The following is an 18,109-nucleotide window of genomic DNA, read 5'->3' as shown; positions in this document are numbered from 1 at the left end:
GGTGAAACCGGTTATTACCAGGTTTTACCGATGTTAAACTGGAACTGCTCCGACCTGTCGCCGTCGTATTTCTTGATCGGATCCGCATAGGAGAAGACCAACGGCCCCAGTGGAGACATCCACTGCAACGCAAGACCGGCAGACACGCGAATGTTGCTCGCCTTGCTGTAGTCTGGCACCCCGTACATCAGTGTCTGATCGGTGTTTTCCCAGTGGGTATCCCACACGGTACCGGCATCGACAAACAGTGAAGTCCGCACCGAGTTGGCGTATTTTTCGCTGAGGAACGGCGTAGGGGTGATCAACTCCATACTTGCCACGGCCATGGCGTTACCGCCCACCGCATCGTTCGAGCTACAAATCGGCTGAGCGGAAGTGCCGCCCGGCGCGTACTGGCAAGAATACGAGTTGGAGTTATAGTACACGGCTTTTGGACCAATGGTATTGGACTGGAAGCCACGTACGGTACTTGAGCCACCCGCATAGAAGTTTTCATAGAACGGCATTTCTTTACCGCCCAATCCATCGGCATAGCCCAGACGGCCACGACCCAGCAACACCCAGGTCTTGTCGTCGTCGAGCGGCATATACTGTGCGGTGTCCAACGTCATCTTGTAGTAGGAGTTGTCGGAGCCCGGCACGGTCACCTTGGTGTTGAACGTGGTACGGTTACCCTGGGTAGGGAAGTAGCCACGGTCCAGGTTATTATAGGTCCAACCCAGGTTCAGCGTGAAGTCATCGGCCTTGAAGCTGGCGCGATCGATCAGGTTAGGATCCTGCCCCATCGAGTTCAGATAGCGCCACATGGCAATCTGCGGCTGCATTTCTGACAAGGAGTTATGGACATAACCCAGGCCAGCGCGCAGCGAGTTGTTCTCGTTGATCGGGAAGCCCAACGTGCCATCAACACCGTAACTGCTGTTGGTATAGTCGGACAGATCGGCGTTATCCGCTTTAAAGTCGTTATAGAAGATACGGCCGCCCAGACTCACACCGTCCACGGTGAAGTACGGGTTGGTTACCGACAGTTCGGTATAGGTCTGGTAGTCGTTCTTGGTGCCGCTGATGCCAACGGAGTAACCCGTACCCAGCCAGTTATCCTGCTGGACACCCGCCTGGAAGCTGACGCCACTTTCGGTACCGTAACCCACACCAAAGTTCAGCGTCCCGGTGTTACGCTCTTTCACCTTATAGGTGATATCAACCTGATCGGCGGATCCCGGTACGCGCTGGGTTTCAACATCAACCGTCTCGAAATAGCCCAGACGATTCAGACGCTCTTTACCCTGCTCGACCTGATCGTTACCCAGCCACGCCCCTTCCATCTGGCGCATTTCGCGGCGCAGAACGGAATCTTTACTGGTGTCGTTGCCTTCGAACTTGATGCGACGCACATAGAAACGGTTACCCGCATCGATGTTGATGTGCAGCTTCACGGTTTTATCCGCGTCGTTGATTTCAGGCTGAGTCTGTACGCGAGGATAGGCGTAACCATAACGGCCAAACATCTTCTTGATGTTATCTTCCATTTTGGTCACTTTGGTGCCGTTAAACAGCTCACCCGGCTCAATCTTGGTCAACTGCGCCACTTCTGCCGAATGCCCGGCCAGGCTGCCATTCACCACCACGCCGGAAAGCTTGTACTGCTCGCCTTCGGTGATGTTGACGGTGATATAGATGCCTTTTTTGTCTGGCGTCAGGCTGACCTGCGTCGAATCGATATTGAAACGAGCATAGCCGCGATCCAGATAGAAGCTACGCAGGCTCTCAAGGTCCCCCGCCAGCTTTTGCTTCTGGTACTTGCGATCGGCCACTACGTTCCACCACGGCACATCATCACGCAACTGGAAGTGCGCGATCAGCTCATCGTTGGTGAAGGCATGATTGCCGACAATGTTGATTTGTTGAATCTTGGCGGAAACCCCTTCCGTGAACACCAGTTTCAGGTCAACACGGTTGCGCGGCAACGGCGTGACAACGGCTTTCACCGAGGCACTGTATTTACCGACGCTGTAGTAGAAGTCTTCCAACCCTTTTTCAATGCTGGATAAGGTGGTGCGGTCGAGTGCTTCACCAACCCGGACGCCAGAGGCTTCCAGGTTTTGCTTGAGCATGTCATCTTTTACCGATTTGTTACCGGAGAAAGTGATGCTGGCAATGGTAGGGCGTTCCTTAACCTGAACAATCAGCGTATCACCATCGCGCAGTACGCGAACGTCCTCGAAGTTGCCAGTGGCAAACAAGGCACGGATGGTATTACCGATATCATCATCAGAGACGGTATCGCCTACGCGAACCGGCATGTTGAGTAACGCCGCACCGACGGCGACTCGTTGCAGGCCTTCGAAATGAATATCCTTCACTACGAACCCGTCTGCACCGTATACGGTGGCGCTGCCAAACAGCAGCGACGCTATGAGCAACTTTTTCATCGCCATCGTTGTTATGCGTTCTTCCTAACCTGTCCCCGCCCCTAAAGACGAGAAAAATCATTGAAAAGTGCAAGACCCATCAGTAGTACCAACAAGATCGAACCAATGCGGTAGCTGTAGTCCTGTACTCGCTCAGAAACTGGCCCCCCCTTCAGCTTTTCTATCGCCAGGAAGAGGAGATGCCCACCATCTAATACCGGTAATGGGAAGAGGTTGATGATGCCCAGGTTGACGCTAATCAACGCCAGAAACATCATATAATACACAAAACCCACCTCTGCTGATGCTCCTGCTCCCTGTGCAATGGAAATCGGGCCACTCAGGTTGTTCAGCTTCACATCACCGGTAATTAATTTACCTACCATGCTGACCGTAAGGTGCATCAGCTGCCAGGTTTTGTCCCCCGCCTGATACAGCGCAGAGAACGGCCCATATTGACGGATGGTCTTGTACTCATCCGGCAGAGGGATAACCTTAGGAATAATCCCGGCAAAACCCACCGCTTTGTCTTTTCCCACCGGCTTTGTATCTGGTATCAGCGTTAAAGACAAGGGGGCACCGTTTCTTTCTATCTCTAAAACCAGCGGAAGCCCCGGAGCATTGTGGATACGTTTAACCAACGTAACCCAACGGCCAAGTAGCTGGCCATCGACTTTAACGATCCTGTCCCCCGCTTGTAAACCTGCCTTTTGCGCAGCCGACCCGGCCTGGACTTCTGCCAGCACGGATTCAATCTGCGGACCACGCGGGATCATGCCTAGAGAACGCACGGGATCTTCTTTATCCGGCTCAAAGCTCCAGTGGCGCAAATCCAGGGTCTTGCTCACCTTTTGTGAAGAACCAAACGGAGCAATTTCTACCTCGGTTTGCGCATCACCGATTTTGGTCACCAACGCCAGGCGAACAGATTCCCAATCAGGCGTTTCGATACCGTCAACGGACTTAAGTTCCATTCCCGGAGAAATTTCGGCATGGGCGGCAATGGATTGCGGAGCAATTTCACCAATGACCGGGCGGTAACTCGGCACGCCGATGATAAAGACGATCCAATAGGCAAGAATGGCAAACAGGAAATTGGCAATGGGGCCTGCGCTGACAATCGCCGCGCGCTGCCAGACGGTTTTATTGTTGAACGCCTCATGACGCAGCTCGGGAGCGACCGTTTCGACGCGCTCATCGAGCATTTTGACATAGCCGCCAAGGGGGATCATGGCGACGACATATTCGGTGCCCTGGCGATCGGTGCGGCGCCATAGCGCACGGCCAAAGCCGATAGAGAAACGCTCCACACGGACACCACAGCGTCGGGCCACCCAGAAGTGCCCGAACTCGTGCACGGTGATCAAGATACCCAGAGCGATAATAAACGCGACCAAGTTCCAGAGTACGCTGACCATAGAATCCCTTTACTCCCCCCGCCGGTGACGGATTAAAACACTAACAGCATCAAGCAGGCAAATACCGGTACCGCTGCGGTCAGGCTATCGATACGATCCAGAATGCCGCCGTGCCCCGGGATCAGATGACCACTGTCCTTGATACCGGCTTCACGTTTGAACATGCTTTCCGTCAGATCGCCCAACACCGAAGCCAGCGCCGCAATCACCGAACAGGCCAATAGGGTCATAGGCACCACGTTCAGCGGCGCATAGCGGCCAAACAGCCACGAAATCACGGCAGACGTTACCAGCCCGCCGACCAGCCCTTCCCAGGTTTTGCCCGGGGAGACCTTCGGTGCCAGCTTGTGTTTGCCAAACAGCTTGCCGAACATGTAGGCACCGGAATCTGCGCCCCAGACCAGCAGCATAACGTACAGCAACCACCAGGCACCGGTAAAATGATTCTCTTCATAGCCGAACTGACGCAGTGCCAGCATGCCCCAGAAAAACGGCACGATGGTCAACAGGCCAAATACCAGCCGCAAGAGGCGCGAATTACGCCACAGCGCCGCCGAGCCTGGATAGAACAGCACCAGCAGCAGGGCTACCAGCCACCACCCCAGCGACAGCCACAGCGGGCCAGCGATCTGCAATTGGTGAACAGACTGATGGTAGGCAGGCACGCTGAGCATCATCAGCGCCAATAGGAGGCCACATAATATCGCCAGCCAGATACGTTGAGGACGGGCGGTAAAACCGGCCAACTGCCCCCATTCCCAGGCGGCCAACATGCATACAGCGAGTGTTACCAGGGCAAAGCCCACCGGCGGCAGCAAGAACAGCGCTGCGATAACAATCGGAATTAAAATCAGAGCCGTTATGATGCGAGACTTCAGCAAAAGTTCCCCCTAGGACGCATTGGCGTCGATAGGTGTTGTTCCTCCGAAGCGACGCTCGCGTTGTGCAAATGCATTCAGCGCACCTTCAAAGACAAGTTCATCAAAATCTGGCCAGAGTACATCAGTAAAGTAAAGCTCGGCGTAAGCAATTTGCCACAACAAAAAGTTACTGATGCGATGTTCGCCGCCGGTACGGATCACCAGATCCACCGGGGACAGATCGCTCATGCAAACGCGCTCGCCCAGTAACTCCTCGCTGATCTGGTCCACGCACAGAGTACCCTGCTGCACTTGCTCGGCCAGATCCTTCACTCCCTGAATAATATCCCAACGGCCACCGTAATTGGCGGCAACGTTAAGCGTCAGGCCATCGTTATTTTCTGTCAGTTGCTCCGAGCGGCGAATACGCTCTTGCAAACGTGCGCTAAAACGGCTGACATCGCCGATCACGCGCAACCTGACATTATGTTTATGCAGGCTTTTTACTTCGCTGTCCAGTGCGCGGACAAAAAGCTCCATCAGCGCGGAGACTTCCTGCGCCGGGCGGTTCCAGTTTTCGCTGCTGAAGGCATAAAGCGTGAGTGCATCCAAATGGTGACTGGCGGCAAAACTGACCGCACGGCGTACCGATTTCACCCCTGCTTTATGACCGAAGACACGTAACTTGCCCTGGCGTTTAGCCCAACGCCCATTGCCGTCCATAATGATCGCGACATGACGTGGCCCATGAGCAGAAAGATTAGCTTCTTGTTGGTTTGCGGACGACATAACTCGTACTTATTTCCTCGGTAGAAACACCACAGCCTTGCCGGAATATCGGACCTTACGCGCAAAAAAAGCCGTGTGCCTGACACAGCTTTTCAGTCTGCCTGCCTGATGCCCCAAGGAGCTCCCGGCAAAGATTGGCGTAAGTTTCCCCGTCTTCTGGCTTGGCACGGCCCTATTGGCCGCGTTTGTCAGATAAAAAGGGCTGCCAATCCGGTCATTATTCAACGGTATAACCGGTGATTATGGCGCAGACTATAACACCTCCGTGAAGCCTGAACAAACAACCCCAAGGTAGCCTGGCTAGTTTATCAACAAATTCAGACAATGCAGCAAAACCGAGTTTGCCCGCGGCACGGACCTACTCAAGTGATTAAACTCGCATGTTACGCACTAAACCGCTAGCCACCTCACGAGCCTGGCGATCGATCTCCAGCACCATCTCAATGCTGGTGGGCTCCGCCAGCGCCATACATTCAACAACCTTTTGGTTCACGGCTGAAATATCAGTGAAACGAATTTGTTGCTGTAAAAATGCCGCTACGGCAATTTCATTGGCCGCGTTGAGTGCGGTGGTCGCGGCCTGGCCTGCGTCGAAGGCTTCGATCGCCAAATACAGGCAAGGATAGCGCTCACGCTCCGGCTCAGAGAAGGTCAGCGCCCCGATACGGCAAAAATCGAGCGCTGCCACCCCGGAATGGACCCTCTGCGGATAGGCCATGGCATGGGCGATAGGCGTGCGCATATCCGGCGTACCCAGTTGGGCCAACACGCTGCCATCGGCATAGCGTACCATGGAGTGGATCACCGACTGCGGGTGGAGGATCACTTCCATCTGCTCTGCCGAGGCGTTGAACAGCCAGCGAGCCTCGATATACTCCAGCCCCTTGTTCATCATGGTGGCGGAATCTACCGAGATCTTGCGCCCCATCGACCAGTTGGGATGAGCACAAGCCTGATCCGGCGTCATCGTGGCGAACTGTTCCATCGGCGTAGTTCGGAACGGGCCACCAGAACCGGTCAGCACGATGCGCGAAACGCCGTGGGCTTCCAGCGAGCTATAACCCAGTTGGCGTTGGATGCTTTCTGGCAGGCTCTGGAAGATGGCGTTGTGCTCACTGTCCAGCGGCAGCAGCTGTGCCTGGCTCTTTTGTACCGCGTCCATAAACAGGCGGCCACAGGTGACCAGAGACTCTTTGTTAGCCAGCAGCACCTGCTTACCGGCACGAATAGCGGCCAGGGTGGGCAACAGCCCCGCAGCCCCGACAATAGCGGCCGTCACCTGATCAACGTCGTCTAATGCGGCCAGCTCGCAGGCTGCCTTTTCACCTGCCAGCACTTCGGTTTTCACACCGTTTTCTGCCAGCACGGCGCGTAACTCATTGGCGGCCTGCTCATCGGCCATTGCCGCATAGCTCGGGCGGAACTCTATGCACTGTTGCGCCATGACCGCCACATTACGGCCAGCTACCAGTGCCTTGATCGCGAAAAGGTCGGGATTTTCCCTGACCACGGCCAGGGTGCTGGTGCCCACGGAACCGGTGGAACCCAGAATTGTCAGTTGCTTCATGAGATCGCTCTGAATCTACTGCGTGATGAGATCGGAGGTACACCACAGTGTAACTTGCATCACGGCTGGTTTACGCTCTGTGCGTACGATAAAACGAGATCTTCGCCACAAAAAATAAAGCGCCGCCAAGGCGACGCTCTATTTCAAGGCGATGGAGATTAGAAATCCATCAGTTCTTTTTCTTTATCGGCCAATGCCGCATCAAGCAGCTTGATGTAGGCATCGGTCATTTTCTGGATATCGTCTTGTGAACGGCGATCTTCATCTTCGCTGATTTCTTTGTCTTTCAGCAGTGCCTTCACTTTGTCGTTGGCATCGCGGCGCACGTTACGCACGGCCACACGGCCCTGCTCGGCTTCGCCACGTACGACCTTGATCAGATCCTTACGGCGCTCTTCCGTCAGCGGAGGAAGCGGAACGCGGATCACGGTGCCAGCCGAGCTAGGATTCAGGCCCAGATCGGAAGACATGATGGCTTTTTCGACTGCCGAGCCCAGAGAACGGTCAAACAGGTTGATCGCCAGCGTACGGGAATCTTCTACCGTGACGTTAGCCAGTTGGCGCAGCGGCGTTGCTGCACCGTAGTATTCCACCATGATGCCGTCCAGGATGCTTGGAGAAGCACGGCCAGTACGGATCTTGCTGATTTGGTTTTTGAATGCTTCGACGCTTTTTTCCATGCGTGAATCAGCATCTTTTCTGATTTCATTAATCACGTTGCGAACCCTTGGAAGCTGGTTACTTGGCAGGCAGTACTGAAAAGTATAGCCCGTGAATTTTACTTATCAGAAGCACACAACGCCTGGCGTTACCCGCTCCTGCGAAATTTGGCCAAACAGCCGTTATTTGGTGATCAGAGTACCTTCGTTCTCACCCATCACCACGCGACGCAGAGCGCCCGGCTTGTTCATGTTGAATACGCGGATCGGCAAGCCATGATCGCGGGCCAGCGTAAACGCCGCCAGATCCATCACTTTTAACTCACGCTCCAACACGTCCTGGTAGGTGATCTGTTCGTACAGCGTTGCGTCCGGGTTTTTCACCGGGTCAGCGGAGTATACACCATCCACTTTAGTCGCTTTCAATACCACATCGGCTTCAATTTCGATGCCGCGCAGGCAAGCCGCAGAATCAGTGGTAAAGAACGGATTACCCGTACCGGCGGAGAAAATCACCACGCGGTTGTTACGCAGCAGGCTGATCGCCTCTGCCCAGCTGTAGTTATCACACACGCCATTCAACGGAATGGCAGACATCAGGCGGGCGTTCACATAGGCACGGTGCAGTGCATCACGCATAGCCAGACCGTTCATCACGGTAGCCAGCATTCCCATGTGGTCGCCCACTACGCGGTTCATGCCGGCTTGTGCCAGACCTGCACCACGGAAAAGATTGCCACCGCCAATAACTACACCGACCTGGATGCCCAGCTCGACCAGCTCTTTCACTTCCTGAGCCATGCGATCCAAAACGCTAGCGTCGATCCCGAAGCCTTCTGCACCTTGCAGGGCTTCACCACTCAGTTTGAGCAGGATACGCTGATAAACGGGTTTTGCATTGGTTGCCATGGTGTTCTGTCCTAAGAAGCAGTAATAGTATTGGGGTTTTCAACCGATTAGCCTGGGCACGCGGGGCCCGCCATCGGCGTTTCTCTGGCTGGATAAAATGGAACCGCCTCTCGGCGGCTCCATTAACAGGCATTAAGACTGTTTGCTCATTGCTGCAACTTCAGCAGCAAAGTCGGCTTCAACTTTCTCGATGCCTTCACCCACTTCGAAGCGGATGAAATTGGTCACGTCGGTGTTGTGCTCTTTCAGCACTTGGGCAACGCTCTTGCTTGGTTCGATCACGAAAGGCTGACCGGTCAGAGAAACTTCGCCGGTGAATTTCTTCATGCGGCCTTCAACCATCTTCTCTGCGATTTCTTTCGGCTTGCCAGACTGCATGGCGATGTCCAACTGAACCTGGTACTCTTTTTCTACCACTTCAGCAGACACATCTTCAGGCTTGACGAATTCAGGCTTGCTAGCGGCAACGTGCATTGCCAGCTGCTTAACCAGCTCTTCATCCGCACCTTTGGTAGCGGCAACCAGAACACCGATGCGAGCACCGTGCAGGTAGCTACCCAACACGTCGCCTTCCAGGGCAGCAATGCGGCGAATGTTGATGTTCTCACCGATTTTTGCCACCAGCGCAACGCGCTCTTCTTCGAACTGCGCTTTCAGCACGTCAACGTCAGTGATTTTGCCAGCAAAAGCTGCATCCAGCACTTTGTCAGCGAACGCCTGGAAACCACCGTCTTTAGCAACGAAGTCGGTCTGGCAGTTAACTTCCAAGATCAGGCCGTAGTTGCCAACGATCTTGGTTTTGATCACGCCGTCAGCAGCTACGTTGCCTGCTTTTTTCGCCGCTTTGATCGCGCCAGACTTACGCATGTTTTCGATTGCCAGCTCGATGTCGCCGTTAGATTCGATCAGCGCTTTTTTGCAGTCCATCATGCCTGCGCTGGTACGCTCACGCAGTTCTTTTACCAGGGCAGCGGTAATATCAGCCATTTCTTTTTCCTCGGTTATCTCGCTCGGAGATAGTTCTCATTCAGATAAGCAAAGGGGGCCCTTAAAGGCCCCCCTAACCAACATATTCAATACCTGGTTAATAAGGGCTTGACCTTATTATTCAGCTTCTACGAAGCTTTCTTCCGCCTGAACGGCCAGATCTTGAGAACGACCTTCACGGATGGCGGCAGAAACGGCGGTCAGGTACAATTTGATTGCACGGATTGCGTCGTCGTTACCAGGGATGATGAAGTCAACGCCGTCTGGATCGGAGTTGGTATCAACGATAGAGAATACCGGGATACCCAGGTTGTTGGCTTCTTTGATCGCGATGTGTTCGTGATCGGCATCGATAACAAACAGAGCGTCTGGCAGACCACCCATGTCCTTGATACCACCCAGGGAGTTTTCCAGCTTGGCCAGTTCACGAGTGCGCATCAGCGCTTCTTTCTTGGTCAGCTTGTCGAAGGTGCCGTCTTGGGACTGGATTTCCAGATCTTTCAAACGTTTGATTGACTGACGAACGGTTTTCCAGTTAGTCAGCATGCCGCCCAACCAGCGATGGTTCACGAAGAACTGATCGCAGCCGTTAGCATATTCTTTTACCGCTTCGCTTGCTGCGCGCTTGGTACCAACGAACAGGATCTTACCTTTACGGGAAGAGATCTTGGTCAGTTCAGCCAAAGCCAGGTTGGCCATTGGTACGGTTTTTTCCAGGTTGATGATGTGAACCTTGTTACGTGCGCCGAAGATGAAAGGCTTCATTTTCGGGTTCCAGTAACGGGTCTGGTGACCAAAGTGTACACCAGCCTGGAGCATGTCGCGCATGGAAACAGTTGCCATGATTAAAACCTCTATTAGAGTTGATTGGGGTTATGCCTCCACGTATCCCATAACGCCGACCCGGACAACGACGTGAGTCATCTCAAGGCACCCCGGCGGATGTGTCGATACGTGTGTGTTATTTACACAATGTGAGTGCAGTTAAACTACTTTCGGTCATTTCCTCACTGGCACTCAAGGCCGAATGCGGATCTGCCGGCGCGCTTTATACCATAAACCCGCCCCAGACACCAACTTTTGTTGCGGTTGGCCTGACCCTTCACAAATGAAATTTGGCAGCCTCAAGCCGGGCTGATACCATAACTCAATGCCTTATCTTTCTACCTTGTCGACCATAACGACACCTGCGGACTAACTTTCATGGCAATTTCAATTAAAACACCTGATGACATTCAAAAGATGCGCGTTGCGGGCCGCCTGGCCGCAGAAGTGCTGGAAATCATCGAGCCCCACGTAAAACCCGGCGTCACCACCGGCGAGCTGGACAGGATCTGTCACGAGCATATCACCAATGCGCAGCAGGCAATTTCGGCCTGCCTGGGCTACCACGGCTTCCCAAAATCGGTTTGTATCTCGGTGAACGAAGTGGTGTGCCACGGCATCCCAAGTGACGACAAAGTGCTGAAAGACGGGGATATCGTCAATATCGACGTGACCGTGATCAAAGACGGCTTCCACGGCGATACCTCCAAGATGTTCATCGTCGGTAAACCGACCATTCTGGGCGAGCGCCTGTGCCGCATCACTCAGGAAAGCCTGTACCTGGCCCTGAAGATGGTCAAACCGGGTATCCGCCTGCGCACTCTGGGTAAAGCCATCCAGCAGTTTGTGGAAGCAGAGAAATTCTCCGTAGTGCGCGAATATTGCGGCCACGGCATCGGCGAAGGTTTCCACGAAGAGCCGCAGGTGCTGCATTACGATGCCGATGACGGCGGCGTGGTGCTGCAGGCCGGTATGGCCTTCACCATCGAGCCTATGGTCAACGCCGGTGATTATCGCATCCGCACCATGAAAGACGGCTGGACGGTGAAAACCAAAGATCGCAGCTTGTCGGCACAGTATGAGCATACTATTGTGGTGACTGATAACGGCTGCGAGATAATGACGTTGCGCAAGGATGACACCATCCCCAACATCATTACGCACGAGATGTAAGAACCACAGGGTTCTTGTGACAAGCCGGCCTGTGCCGGCTTTTTTTATGGGTGGCGAAACATGTCTGAAAATTATCGTGAGCCAGAGACCCCGGCCATTCCACCACAGGCCGTTCCCAAGCAGCCGGATGCTCCCAGCACCTATGGCGATGAAGAGATCAATTGCCTGGTCCTTAAACAGCGGCTTGAGCAGTTTCAGCTGTGGCTGGCGGCAGCCTTCAATGCCGGTTCCAGTGCCGAGAGCCTGGTGGTGGCGCGCAGCAAATTTATCGATCGGCTATTGCGGCGGCTCTGGCTATTCTACGGCTTTGACACTATCCCCGAAACGGCGCTGCTGGCCGTCGGCGGCTATGGCCGTGGTGAACTGCACCCGCTGTCTGATATCGACGTGCTGGTGCTCAGCCAGACTCGCCTGAACGATGAGCAGGCCGCTCGCGTCGGTGAATTCATTACCCTACTGTGGGATCTCAAGCTGGAAGTCGGCCACAGCGTACGCACGCTGGAAGAGTGCCTGCAGGAAGGCTTGGCGGACCTGACCGTTGCCACCAACCTGATCGAATCCCGCATGATCTGCGGCGACGTCGCCCTGTTCCTGCAATTGCAGAAACACATTTTCAGCGACGGCTTCTGGCCTTCGCCCAAATTCTTTGACGCCAAACTGATCGAGCAACAGCAACGCCACCAGCGCTATCACGGCACCAGCTACAACCTGGAGCCAGACATCAAGAGCAGCCCCGGCGGCCTGCGTGATATCCATACGCTGCTGTGGGTGGCCCGCCGCCATTTCGGTGCCACCTCGCTCGATGAAATGGTCGGTTTTGGCTTCCTGACCCAGGCCGAACGCAACGAATTGAACGAATGCCAAAGCTTCCTGTGGCGTATTCGTTTTGCCCTGCACCTGGCGCTACCGCGTTATGACAACCGCCTGCTGTTCGATCGCCAACTCAGCGTGGCCCAGCTGTTGCGCTACCAGGGGGAAGGCAATGAACCGGTAGAGCACATGATGAAGGATTTCTATCGCATGACGCGCCGCGTCGGCGAGCTGAACCATATGCTGCTACAGCTGTTTGATGAAGCGATCCTGGCATTGGACGCCACAGAGAAGCCGCGCCCGCTGAACGATGATTTTCAACTGCGTGGCGATCTGATCGATTTGCGCGACGAAACGCTGTTTATCCGCCAGCCCGAAGCCATCATGCGCATGTTCTACCTGATGGTACGCAACCGCGAAATCAAAGGCATCTACTCCACCACCGTGCGCCAGTTGCGCCATGCCCGCCGCCACCTGCAACAGCCGCTGTGCAACATTCCCGAGGCCAGAGAGCTGTTTATGGCCATCCTGCGTCACCCTGGCGCGGTCTCACGGGCGTTGGTGCCGATGCATCGCCACAGCGTGCTGTGGGCCTATATGCCGCAATGGGGCAGCATCGTCGGCCAAATGCAGTTCGACCTGTTCCATGCCTATACCGTCGATGAACATACCGTTCGCGTGCTGCAAAAGCTGGAAAGCTTCTCCGATGAAGAAACACGCCCACGCCATCCGCTGTGCGTGGAACTTTATCCTCGCCTGCCTCATCCCGAATTGCTGTTGCTGGCAGCGCTGTTCCACGACATAGCCAAAGGGCGCGGCGGCGATCACTCCATTTTAGGCGCGCAAGACGCCCTGGAGTTTGCCGCATTGCATGGTCTGAACTCACGCGAAGCACAGCTGGTTGCCTGGCTGGTACGCTGCCACCTGCTGATGTCGGTTACCGCGCAACGGCGTGATATTCAGGATCCGACCGTGATCCAGCAGTTCAGCAGCGAAGTGCAAAGCGAAACCCGGCTGCGCTACCTGGTTTGCCTGACGGTGGCCGATATCTGTGCCACCAACGAGACCTTGTGGAACAGTTGGAAACAGAGTCTGTTGCGTGAACTGTACTTCGCCACCGAGAAGCAACTGCGCCGTGGCATGCAGAACAGCCCGGATCTGCGCGAGCGGGTGCGTCACCATCGTTTACAGGCACTGGCCCTGTTGCGCATGGATAATATCGATGAAGAGGCGCTGCACCATATCTGGAGCCGCTGCCGCGCCGACTATTTCCTGCGTCACTCGCCGAATCAACTCGCCTGGCACGCCCGCCACCTGCTGGCCCATGACTCGACCAAGCCACTGGTGCTGGTCAGCCACCAGGCCACGCGTGGCGGCACCGAGATCTTTATCTGGAGCCCGGATCGCCCTTATCTGTTCGCCGCCGTTGCCGGTGAGCTGGATCGGCGCAATCTGAGCGTGCATGACGCTCAGATCTTCACCAACCGCGACGGTATGGCCATGGACACCTTTATCGTGCTGGAGCCGGATGGCAGCCCGCTGGCCCAGGATCGTCATGCCGCGATCCGCCATGCGCTGGAGCAAGCCATCACCCAGCGAGATTATCAACCGCCGCGCGCGCGGCGTCCGTCGTCCAAGCTACGCCATTTCAGCGTACCGACCGAAGTCAGCTTCCTGCCAACCCACACCGATCGCCGCAGCTATCTGGAGCTGATCGCTCTCGATCAGCCTGGCCTGCTGGCACGCGTGGGTGAAGTTTTCGCCGATCTGGGCCTGTCGCTGCACGGCGCACGTATCTCCACCATCGGCGAACGGGTCGAGGATTTGTTTATTTTGGCCGATGCCGATCGCCGGGCACTGGATCCGCAAACACGCAGAAAATTAGAACAACGGTTGACAGAGGCACTCAATCCAACCGATAAAATGTGATAGAAGTAACCTTTGATAAATAAAATCAGGACAGAGAACAACATGCAGCAATTACAGAACGTTATTGAAAGCGCCTTCGAACGCCGTGCGGATATTACCCCGGCCAACGTTGACACCGTAACGCGTGAAGCGGTAAACCAGGTCATCGCTCTGCTGGACAGTGGCGCCCTGCGCGTTGCCGAGAAGATCGAGGGGCAGTGGGTTACCCATCAGTGGCTGAAAAAAGCCGTCCTGCTGTCTTTCCGTATCAACGACAACAAGGTAATGGACGGTGCAGAAACCCGCTATTACGACAAAGTGCCGATGAAATTCGCTGACTACGATGAAGCTCGCTTCCAGAAGGAAGGCTTCCGCGTGGTGCCACCGGCTACCGTGCGTCAGGGGGCATTTATCGCTCGTAACACCGTACTGATGCCTTCTTATGTCAACATCGGTGCCTACGTCGACGAAGGCACCATGGTAGATACCTGGGCCACCGTGGGTTCTTGCGCGCAGATCGGTAAAAACGTTCACCTGTCCGGTGGCGTCGGTATCGGTGGCGTGCTGGAGCCGTTGCAGGCCAACCCAACCATCATCGAAGACAACTGTTTTATCGGCGCGCGTTCAGAAGTGGTTGAAGGCGTGATCGTCGAAGAAGGCTCGGTGATCTCGATGGGCGTTTATCTGGGCCAAAGCACCCGTATCTACGATCGTGAAACCGGTGAAGTACACTATGGCCGCGTACCTGCTGGCTCCGTGGTGGTGTCTGGCAACCTGCCTTCCAAAGACGGTACCTACAGCCTGTATTGCGCAGTGATCGTCAAGAAAGTGGATGCCAAGACCCGTGGTAAAGTCGGGATTAATGAGTTATTGCGCACCATCGACTAAGCTTAAGCGGCGGGTGTATCACCCGCCATTTTTTTGTCTGCAATACGCGGGCCGTCACAGTCTCTGACGGGCGTTTTCGCCATACTCTCTGGCAGTGGAATATTCCTTATATGTTGATATTTGCAGCTCACAACACTGCTCATTTCACGTTAAGGGGAATAAAGTTAAATAAAAGGTGGCGCTGATTATGTATGACAACCTGAAAAGCTTGGGTATCAATCAACCGGAAGATATCGATCGCTATAGCCTGCGTCAGGAGGCCAATAACGACATCCTCAAGATTTACTTCCGCAAAGATAAGGGCGAGTTCTTTGCCAAGAGCGTGAAGTTCAAGTACCCACGCCAGCGCAAAACCGTGGTAGCAGACAATGCCGGCCAGGGTTACAAAGAGATCCATGAGATCAACCCCAACCTGCGCTATGTGATCGATGAGCTGGATCAACTCTGCCAGCGCGATCAGGTGGAAGTGGATCTGAAACGCAAGATCCTTGATGACCTGCAGCATCTGCAAAACGTGGTCACCAACAAGATTGCCGAGATCGAATCCGATCTGGAAAAGCTGACGCGCGGCAAATAACTGCCCCCTAGGCGATGATGTGATCGCCTGTGTGCCAGTGAGTTCACATTTTGCCGGTTTTCTGTGTGGTAGGGTTAACCGGTAATCGATGGATTGCTACTGCTCCGGCAGGCAAAACCTAATTCTTTAACGCTTGATGGCTGCGGCCTTGAGTGCTTAAGGGATTAGGTTTTTTTTTACTCTGAATTCACCGCATCACCTTCAGGAAGATACTGATGAAGATAGAATTATTCCCCAACATGGAACAGCTAAGCCGGCAGGCCGCTACGCATATCTTGCAGGCCATGCAGCAGCAAATGCGCTTCAACTTTGCCCCCACTGGCGGTACCACCCCGTTAACCTTGTATCGGCTGTTAATTCCGCATCTGCGCGACGATCAGCGCTACCAACATGTCCATTACTACACGCAGGATGAGGTGCCCTTCCATCCCCTTGAAAACCAGACCGGGGCCATTTATCAACATCTGCAACGCCATTTGTTCCATCCGGCAGGCGTGCCCGATGAGCGTATTCATCCTCTGAACGGCAGCAATTATTGCCAGGCCGATCGTCAGATAGCCGCCGAAGGTGGGATAGATCTGCTGATCCTTGGGCTAGGCGGTGACGGGCACCTTGCCGCCAACCTGCCGGGTACACCTTTTGACAGTGAGGCACACCGGATTGCCGTCGACCACGCCAATCCCGAACTGATGGCGGTATTGGCCAAGGAAGTGGGTGGGATGGAACTCGTCCCCGACGCCTATTTCTCTTTGGGGCTTAAAAGCATCATGCAGGCCAAAAATATCCTGCTGCTGGTCAGCGGAGAGAACAAGGCGGCGATACTGCAACAGGCGTTGGAAGGGCCACTGACAGAAAGTATCCCGGCTTCCCTGCTGCGTTTTCACCCGGCATGCACCCTGTTGGCCGACTTTGCGGCAGCCTCGCGGCTCACGGTCTGACCTGGGGTGATTGGAAGTGGAGCCTGGTAGCTCACCACCAGGCAACAGGAAACTATTTCAGCAATGTGCCCCACTGCTCGACCCACGGGCAGGAGACCACTTCCGGTTCGGGTTGCTCGATCGCATCGATCTCCAGCACTTCACCTACGCGCGTCGCCCCTTGTTCTTGCAGCAAAGCATCAAAGGTACGCCCGGCACCGCAGAAGTTGTCATAGCTGCTATCGCCCAGAGCAATCAGGCCATAACGCAGCTCCGGCTGATAGCCCACCTGATCACGAATGGCCTGGAACAGCGGTGCAATACTGTCAGGCAAGTCCCCCTGCCCGGTAGTGGAAGTCACGACCAGCGCATAATGCTGGCGGTAAAACTGCCACTCTGCCAGCGTCCCTTCCTCAAACACTTTGACCTCATGACCCTGTTCTTGAAGGATATTTTCTGCCTCTTCCGCCACTAACAAAGAGTTACCGTAGACCGTTCCGACGAAAATGCCGACCTGAGCCATCGTTGCTGCTCCCTTATGACCTTTAAGAAATGATTAGCTATCCTGACCGTTAGCCTGTGGAAACTCAAGTTCTGGCAGCACATCATGCCAGCCAAATTGTGACATGACACCCTGCCAATCCGCCTCCCAGGGCGCGGAAATCTGCAGCGGTTGGCCACTCACCGGATGAGTAAGCTGAAGATGGCTGGCGTGCAGCATCAGGCGTGAACAACCAAAATGTTCGGCCATCCCGCGGTTTTGCCGCAGATCGCCATGAGCGGTATCACCAATAATCGGATGGCGCAGATGCACCATATGACGGCGCAGCTGATGCTTACGCCCGGTCTCCGGTTTCAGCTCAACCAGGCTATAGCGCGAGGTGTCATAGCGGCCAATCGCCACCGGCATCTCTACCGTTGCCAAGGGCTGATAATGACTTACGGCCGGTTTTGGACCTTTGTCCGGGTTGGCGTGCTTGTCCGCCAGCTTATCCAGCTCCTCCGTCAGCGCATAGTCAACGGTGCCGCCCTCTAAAACATAGCCCCGCACCACCGCATGATAGGTTTTCTGTACCTGATGCAGTTCAAACTGTTGCGACAGTAACCGAGCCACATCGCTGGACAACGCCATCAGCAATACGCCGGAAGTAGGACGATCCAGACGGTGTACGGTAAATACGTGCTGGCCAATCTGATCGCGCACGGTTTGCATCACAAACTTCGTCTCGTGACGATCCAGCCAGCTACGATGCACCAGCCAGCCGGAGGGTTTGTTAACGGCGATCAAATGTTCGTCCTGATACAAAACTATCATATACGTCTGTCTCTATCTGATTTCTCTAATGCTTTTCTGTGTATTTTATTGATTTTGTTTGTTTTTATTAAGGTGACATGATCTCTTATTGTCCCA

General features: G+C 54.7%; 16 protein-coding genes. 5 read left to right on the top strand and 11 right to left on the bottom strand.

The genetic code is table 11. The features are described from left to right. Positions 1–14 precede the first annotated feature (14 nt). The 9 genes from bamA to rpsB form a co-directional block, all read right to left on the bottom strand. On the bottom strand, positions 15–2,438 hold the full coding sequence (gene bamA, locus ABIE29_RS20900; RefSeq protein ID WP_429620944.1) for an outer membrane protein assembly factor BamA: 2,424 nt from the start codon (positions 2,436–2,438) through the stop codon (positions 15–17). Between the two features lie 35 nt (positions 2,439–2,473). Then, a complete protein-coding gene (gene rseP, locus ABIE29_RS20895) occupies positions 2,474–3,829 on the bottom strand; it encodes a sigma E protease regulator RseP (RefSeq protein WP_429620942.1) in 1,356 nt (451 codons plus the stop codon). 32 nt (positions 3,830–3,861) lie between these two features. After that, a complete protein-coding gene (cdsA, locus tag ABIE29_RS20890) occupies positions 3,862–4,710 on the bottom strand; it encodes a phosphatidate cytidylyltransferase (RefSeq protein ID WP_429620940.1) in 849 nt (282 codons plus the stop codon). A gap of 9 nt (positions 4,711–4,719) precedes the next feature. Beyond that, positions 4,720–5,478: a (2E,6E)-farnesyl-diphosphate-specific ditrans,polycis-undecaprenyl-diphosphate synthase gene (gene ispU, locus ABIE29_RS20885; protein WP_021179913.1), complete on the bottom strand. Its 759-nt coding sequence runs from the start codon at positions 5,476–5,478 to the stop codon at positions 4,720–4,722. A gap of 370 nt (positions 5,479–5,848) precedes the next feature. Further along, complete coding sequence (gene ispC / locus ABIE29_RS20880; RefSeq protein ID WP_429620937.1) at positions 5,849–7,045, bottom strand: 1-deoxy-D-xylulose-5-phosphate reductoisomerase; 1,197 nt, start codon at positions 7,043–7,045, stop codon at positions 5,849–5,851. A gap of 158 nt (positions 7,046–7,203) precedes the next feature. Continuing rightward, a complete protein-coding gene (gene frr, locus ABIE29_RS20875) occupies positions 7,204–7,761 on the bottom strand; it encodes a ribosome recycling factor (protein ID WP_024484316.1) in 558 nt (185 codons plus the stop codon). Positions 7,762–7,887: 126 nt separating this feature from the next. Next, positions 7,888–8,613, bottom strand: coding sequence for a UMP kinase (gene pyrH / locus ABIE29_RS20870; protein WP_021179910.1), 726 nt, complete (start codon positions 8,611–8,613; stop codon positions 7,888–7,890). A 132-nt stretch (positions 8,614–8,745) separates the two neighbouring features. Beyond that, on the bottom strand, positions 8,746–9,600 hold the full coding sequence (tsf, locus tag ABIE29_RS20865) for a translation elongation factor Ts (RefSeq protein WP_429620935.1): 855 nt from the start codon (positions 9,598–9,600) through the stop codon (positions 8,746–8,748). Between the two features lie 117 nt (positions 9,601–9,717). Continuing rightward, on the bottom strand, positions 9,718–10,443 hold the full coding sequence (gene rpsB / locus ABIE29_RS20860) for a 30S ribosomal protein S2 (protein WP_021179908.1): 726 nt from the start codon (positions 10,441–10,443) through the stop codon (positions 9,718–9,720). A 360-nt stretch (positions 10,444–10,803) separates the two neighbouring features. On the opposite strand from rpsB, the gene map reads away from it, so the two are divergent. From map to ABIE29_RS20835, 5 genes are all read left to right on the top strand, one after another. Then, positions 10,804–11,598: a type I methionyl aminopeptidase gene (map, locus tag ABIE29_RS20855; protein ID WP_411753132.1), complete on the top strand. Its 795-nt coding sequence runs from the start codon at positions 10,804–10,806 to the stop codon at positions 11,596–11,598. Positions 11,599–11,658: 60 nt separating this feature from the next. Beyond that, the gene (glnD, locus tag ABIE29_RS20850) at positions 11,659–14,337 is read left to right on the top strand and encodes a bifunctional uridylyltransferase/uridylyl-removing protein GlnD (protein ID WP_429620932.1); all 2,679 of its coding nucleotides are present in this window, start codon (positions 11,659–11,661) and stop codon (positions 14,335–14,337) included. Positions 14,338–14,379: 42 nt separating this feature from the next. Beyond that, positions 14,380–15,204 (top strand): 2,3,4,5-tetrahydropyridine-2,6-dicarboxylate N-succinyltransferase, encoded by an 825-nt coding sequence (dapD, locus tag ABIE29_RS20845; protein WP_429620929.1) that lies wholly within the window; start codon positions 14,380–14,382, stop codon positions 15,202–15,204. Between the two features lie 187 nt (positions 15,205–15,391). Continuing rightward, entirely contained in the window at positions 15,392–15,781 is a 390-nt protein-coding gene (locus ABIE29_RS20840) for a DUF3461 family protein (RefSeq protein WP_021179904.1), read from the top strand. Between the two features lie 215 nt (positions 15,782–15,996). Continuing rightward, a complete protein-coding gene (locus ABIE29_RS20835) occupies positions 15,997–16,719 on the top strand; it encodes a 6-phosphogluconolactonase (protein ID WP_429620926.1) in 723 nt (240 codons plus the stop codon). A 52-nt stretch (positions 16,720–16,771) separates the two neighbouring features. Here the strand turns inward: ABIE29_RS20835 and ABIE29_RS20830 are convergent, their stop codons facing one another. Together ABIE29_RS20830 and truC are read right to left on the bottom strand one after the other, a co-directional pair. Then, on the bottom strand, positions 16,772–17,221 hold the full coding sequence (locus tag ABIE29_RS20830; RefSeq protein ID WP_429620925.1) for a flavodoxin: 450 nt from the start codon (positions 17,219–17,221) through the stop codon (positions 16,772–16,774). Positions 17,222–17,254: 33 nt separating this feature from the next. Further along, positions 17,255–18,013, bottom strand: a complete 759-nt coding sequence (truC, locus tag ABIE29_RS20825; RefSeq protein WP_429620923.1) for a tRNA pseudouridine(65) synthase TruC — start codon at positions 18,011–18,013, stop codon at positions 17,255–17,257. Positions 18,014–18,109: the final 96 nt, after the last annotated feature.

This window comes from Serratia sp. 2723 (assembly GCF_050434425.1).
In the GTDB taxonomy this organism is placed as follows: Bacteria; Pseudomonadota; Gammaproteobacteria; order Enterobacterales; family Enterobacteriaceae; genus Chania.
This window is presented reverse-complemented; position numbering and strand designations above follow the sequence as displayed.

What these genes read in the sequence shown, in the direction of transcription:
- glnD (WP_429620932.1), top strand. Translation starts at nt 11,659, where the DNA reads ATGTCTGAAAATTATCGTGAGCCAGAGACCCCGGCCATTCCACCACAG.
- dapD (WP_429620929.1), top strand. Translation starts at nt 14,380, where the DNA reads ATGCAGCAATTACAGAACGTTATTGAAAGCGCCTTCGAACGCCGTGCG.
- map (WP_411753132.1), top strand. Translation starts at nt 10,804, where the DNA reads ATGGCAATTTCAATTAAAACACCTGATGACATTCAAAAGATGCGCGTT.
- pyrH (WP_021179910.1), bottom strand. Translation starts at nt 8,613, where the DNA reads ATGGCAACCAATGCAAAACCCGTTTATCAGCGTATCCTGCTCAAACTG.
- ispC (WP_429620937.1), bottom strand. Translation starts at nt 7,045, where the DNA reads ATGAAGCAACTGACAATTCTGGGTTCCACCGGTTCCGTGGGCACCAGC.
- bamA (WP_429620944.1), bottom strand. Translation starts at nt 2,438, where the DNA reads ATGGCGATGAAAAAGTTGCTCATAGCGTCGCTGCTGTTTGGCAGCGCC.
- rseP (WP_429620942.1), bottom strand. Translation starts at nt 3,829, where the DNA reads ATGGTCAGCGTACTCTGGAACTTGGTCGCGTTTATTATCGCTCTGGGT.
- ABIE29_RS20830 (WP_429620925.1), bottom strand. Translation starts at nt 17,221, where the DNA reads ATGGCTCAGGTCGGCATTTTCGTCGGAACGGTCTACGGTAACTCTTTG.
- rpsB (WP_021179908.1), bottom strand. Translation starts at nt 10,443, where the DNA reads ATGGCAACTGTTTCCATGCGCGACATGCTCCAGGCTGGTGTACACTTT.
- ABIE29_RS20840 (WP_021179904.1), top strand. Translation starts at nt 15,392, where the DNA reads ATGTATGACAACCTGAAAAGCTTGGGTATCAATCAACCGGAAGATATC.
- tsf (WP_429620935.1), bottom strand. Translation starts at nt 9,600, where the DNA reads ATGGCTGATATTACCGCTGCCCTGGTAAAAGAACTGCGTGAGCGTACC.
- ispU (WP_021179913.1), bottom strand. Translation starts at nt 5,478, where the DNA reads ATGTCGTCCGCAAACCAACAAGAAGCTAATCTTTCTGCTCATGGGCCA.
- ABIE29_RS20835 (WP_429620926.1), top strand. Translation starts at nt 15,997, where the DNA reads ATGAAGATAGAATTATTCCCCAACATGGAACAGCTAAGCCGGCAGGCC.
- truC (WP_429620923.1), bottom strand. Translation starts at nt 18,013, where the DNA reads ATGATAGTTTTGTATCAGGACGAACATTTGATCGCCGTTAACAAACCC.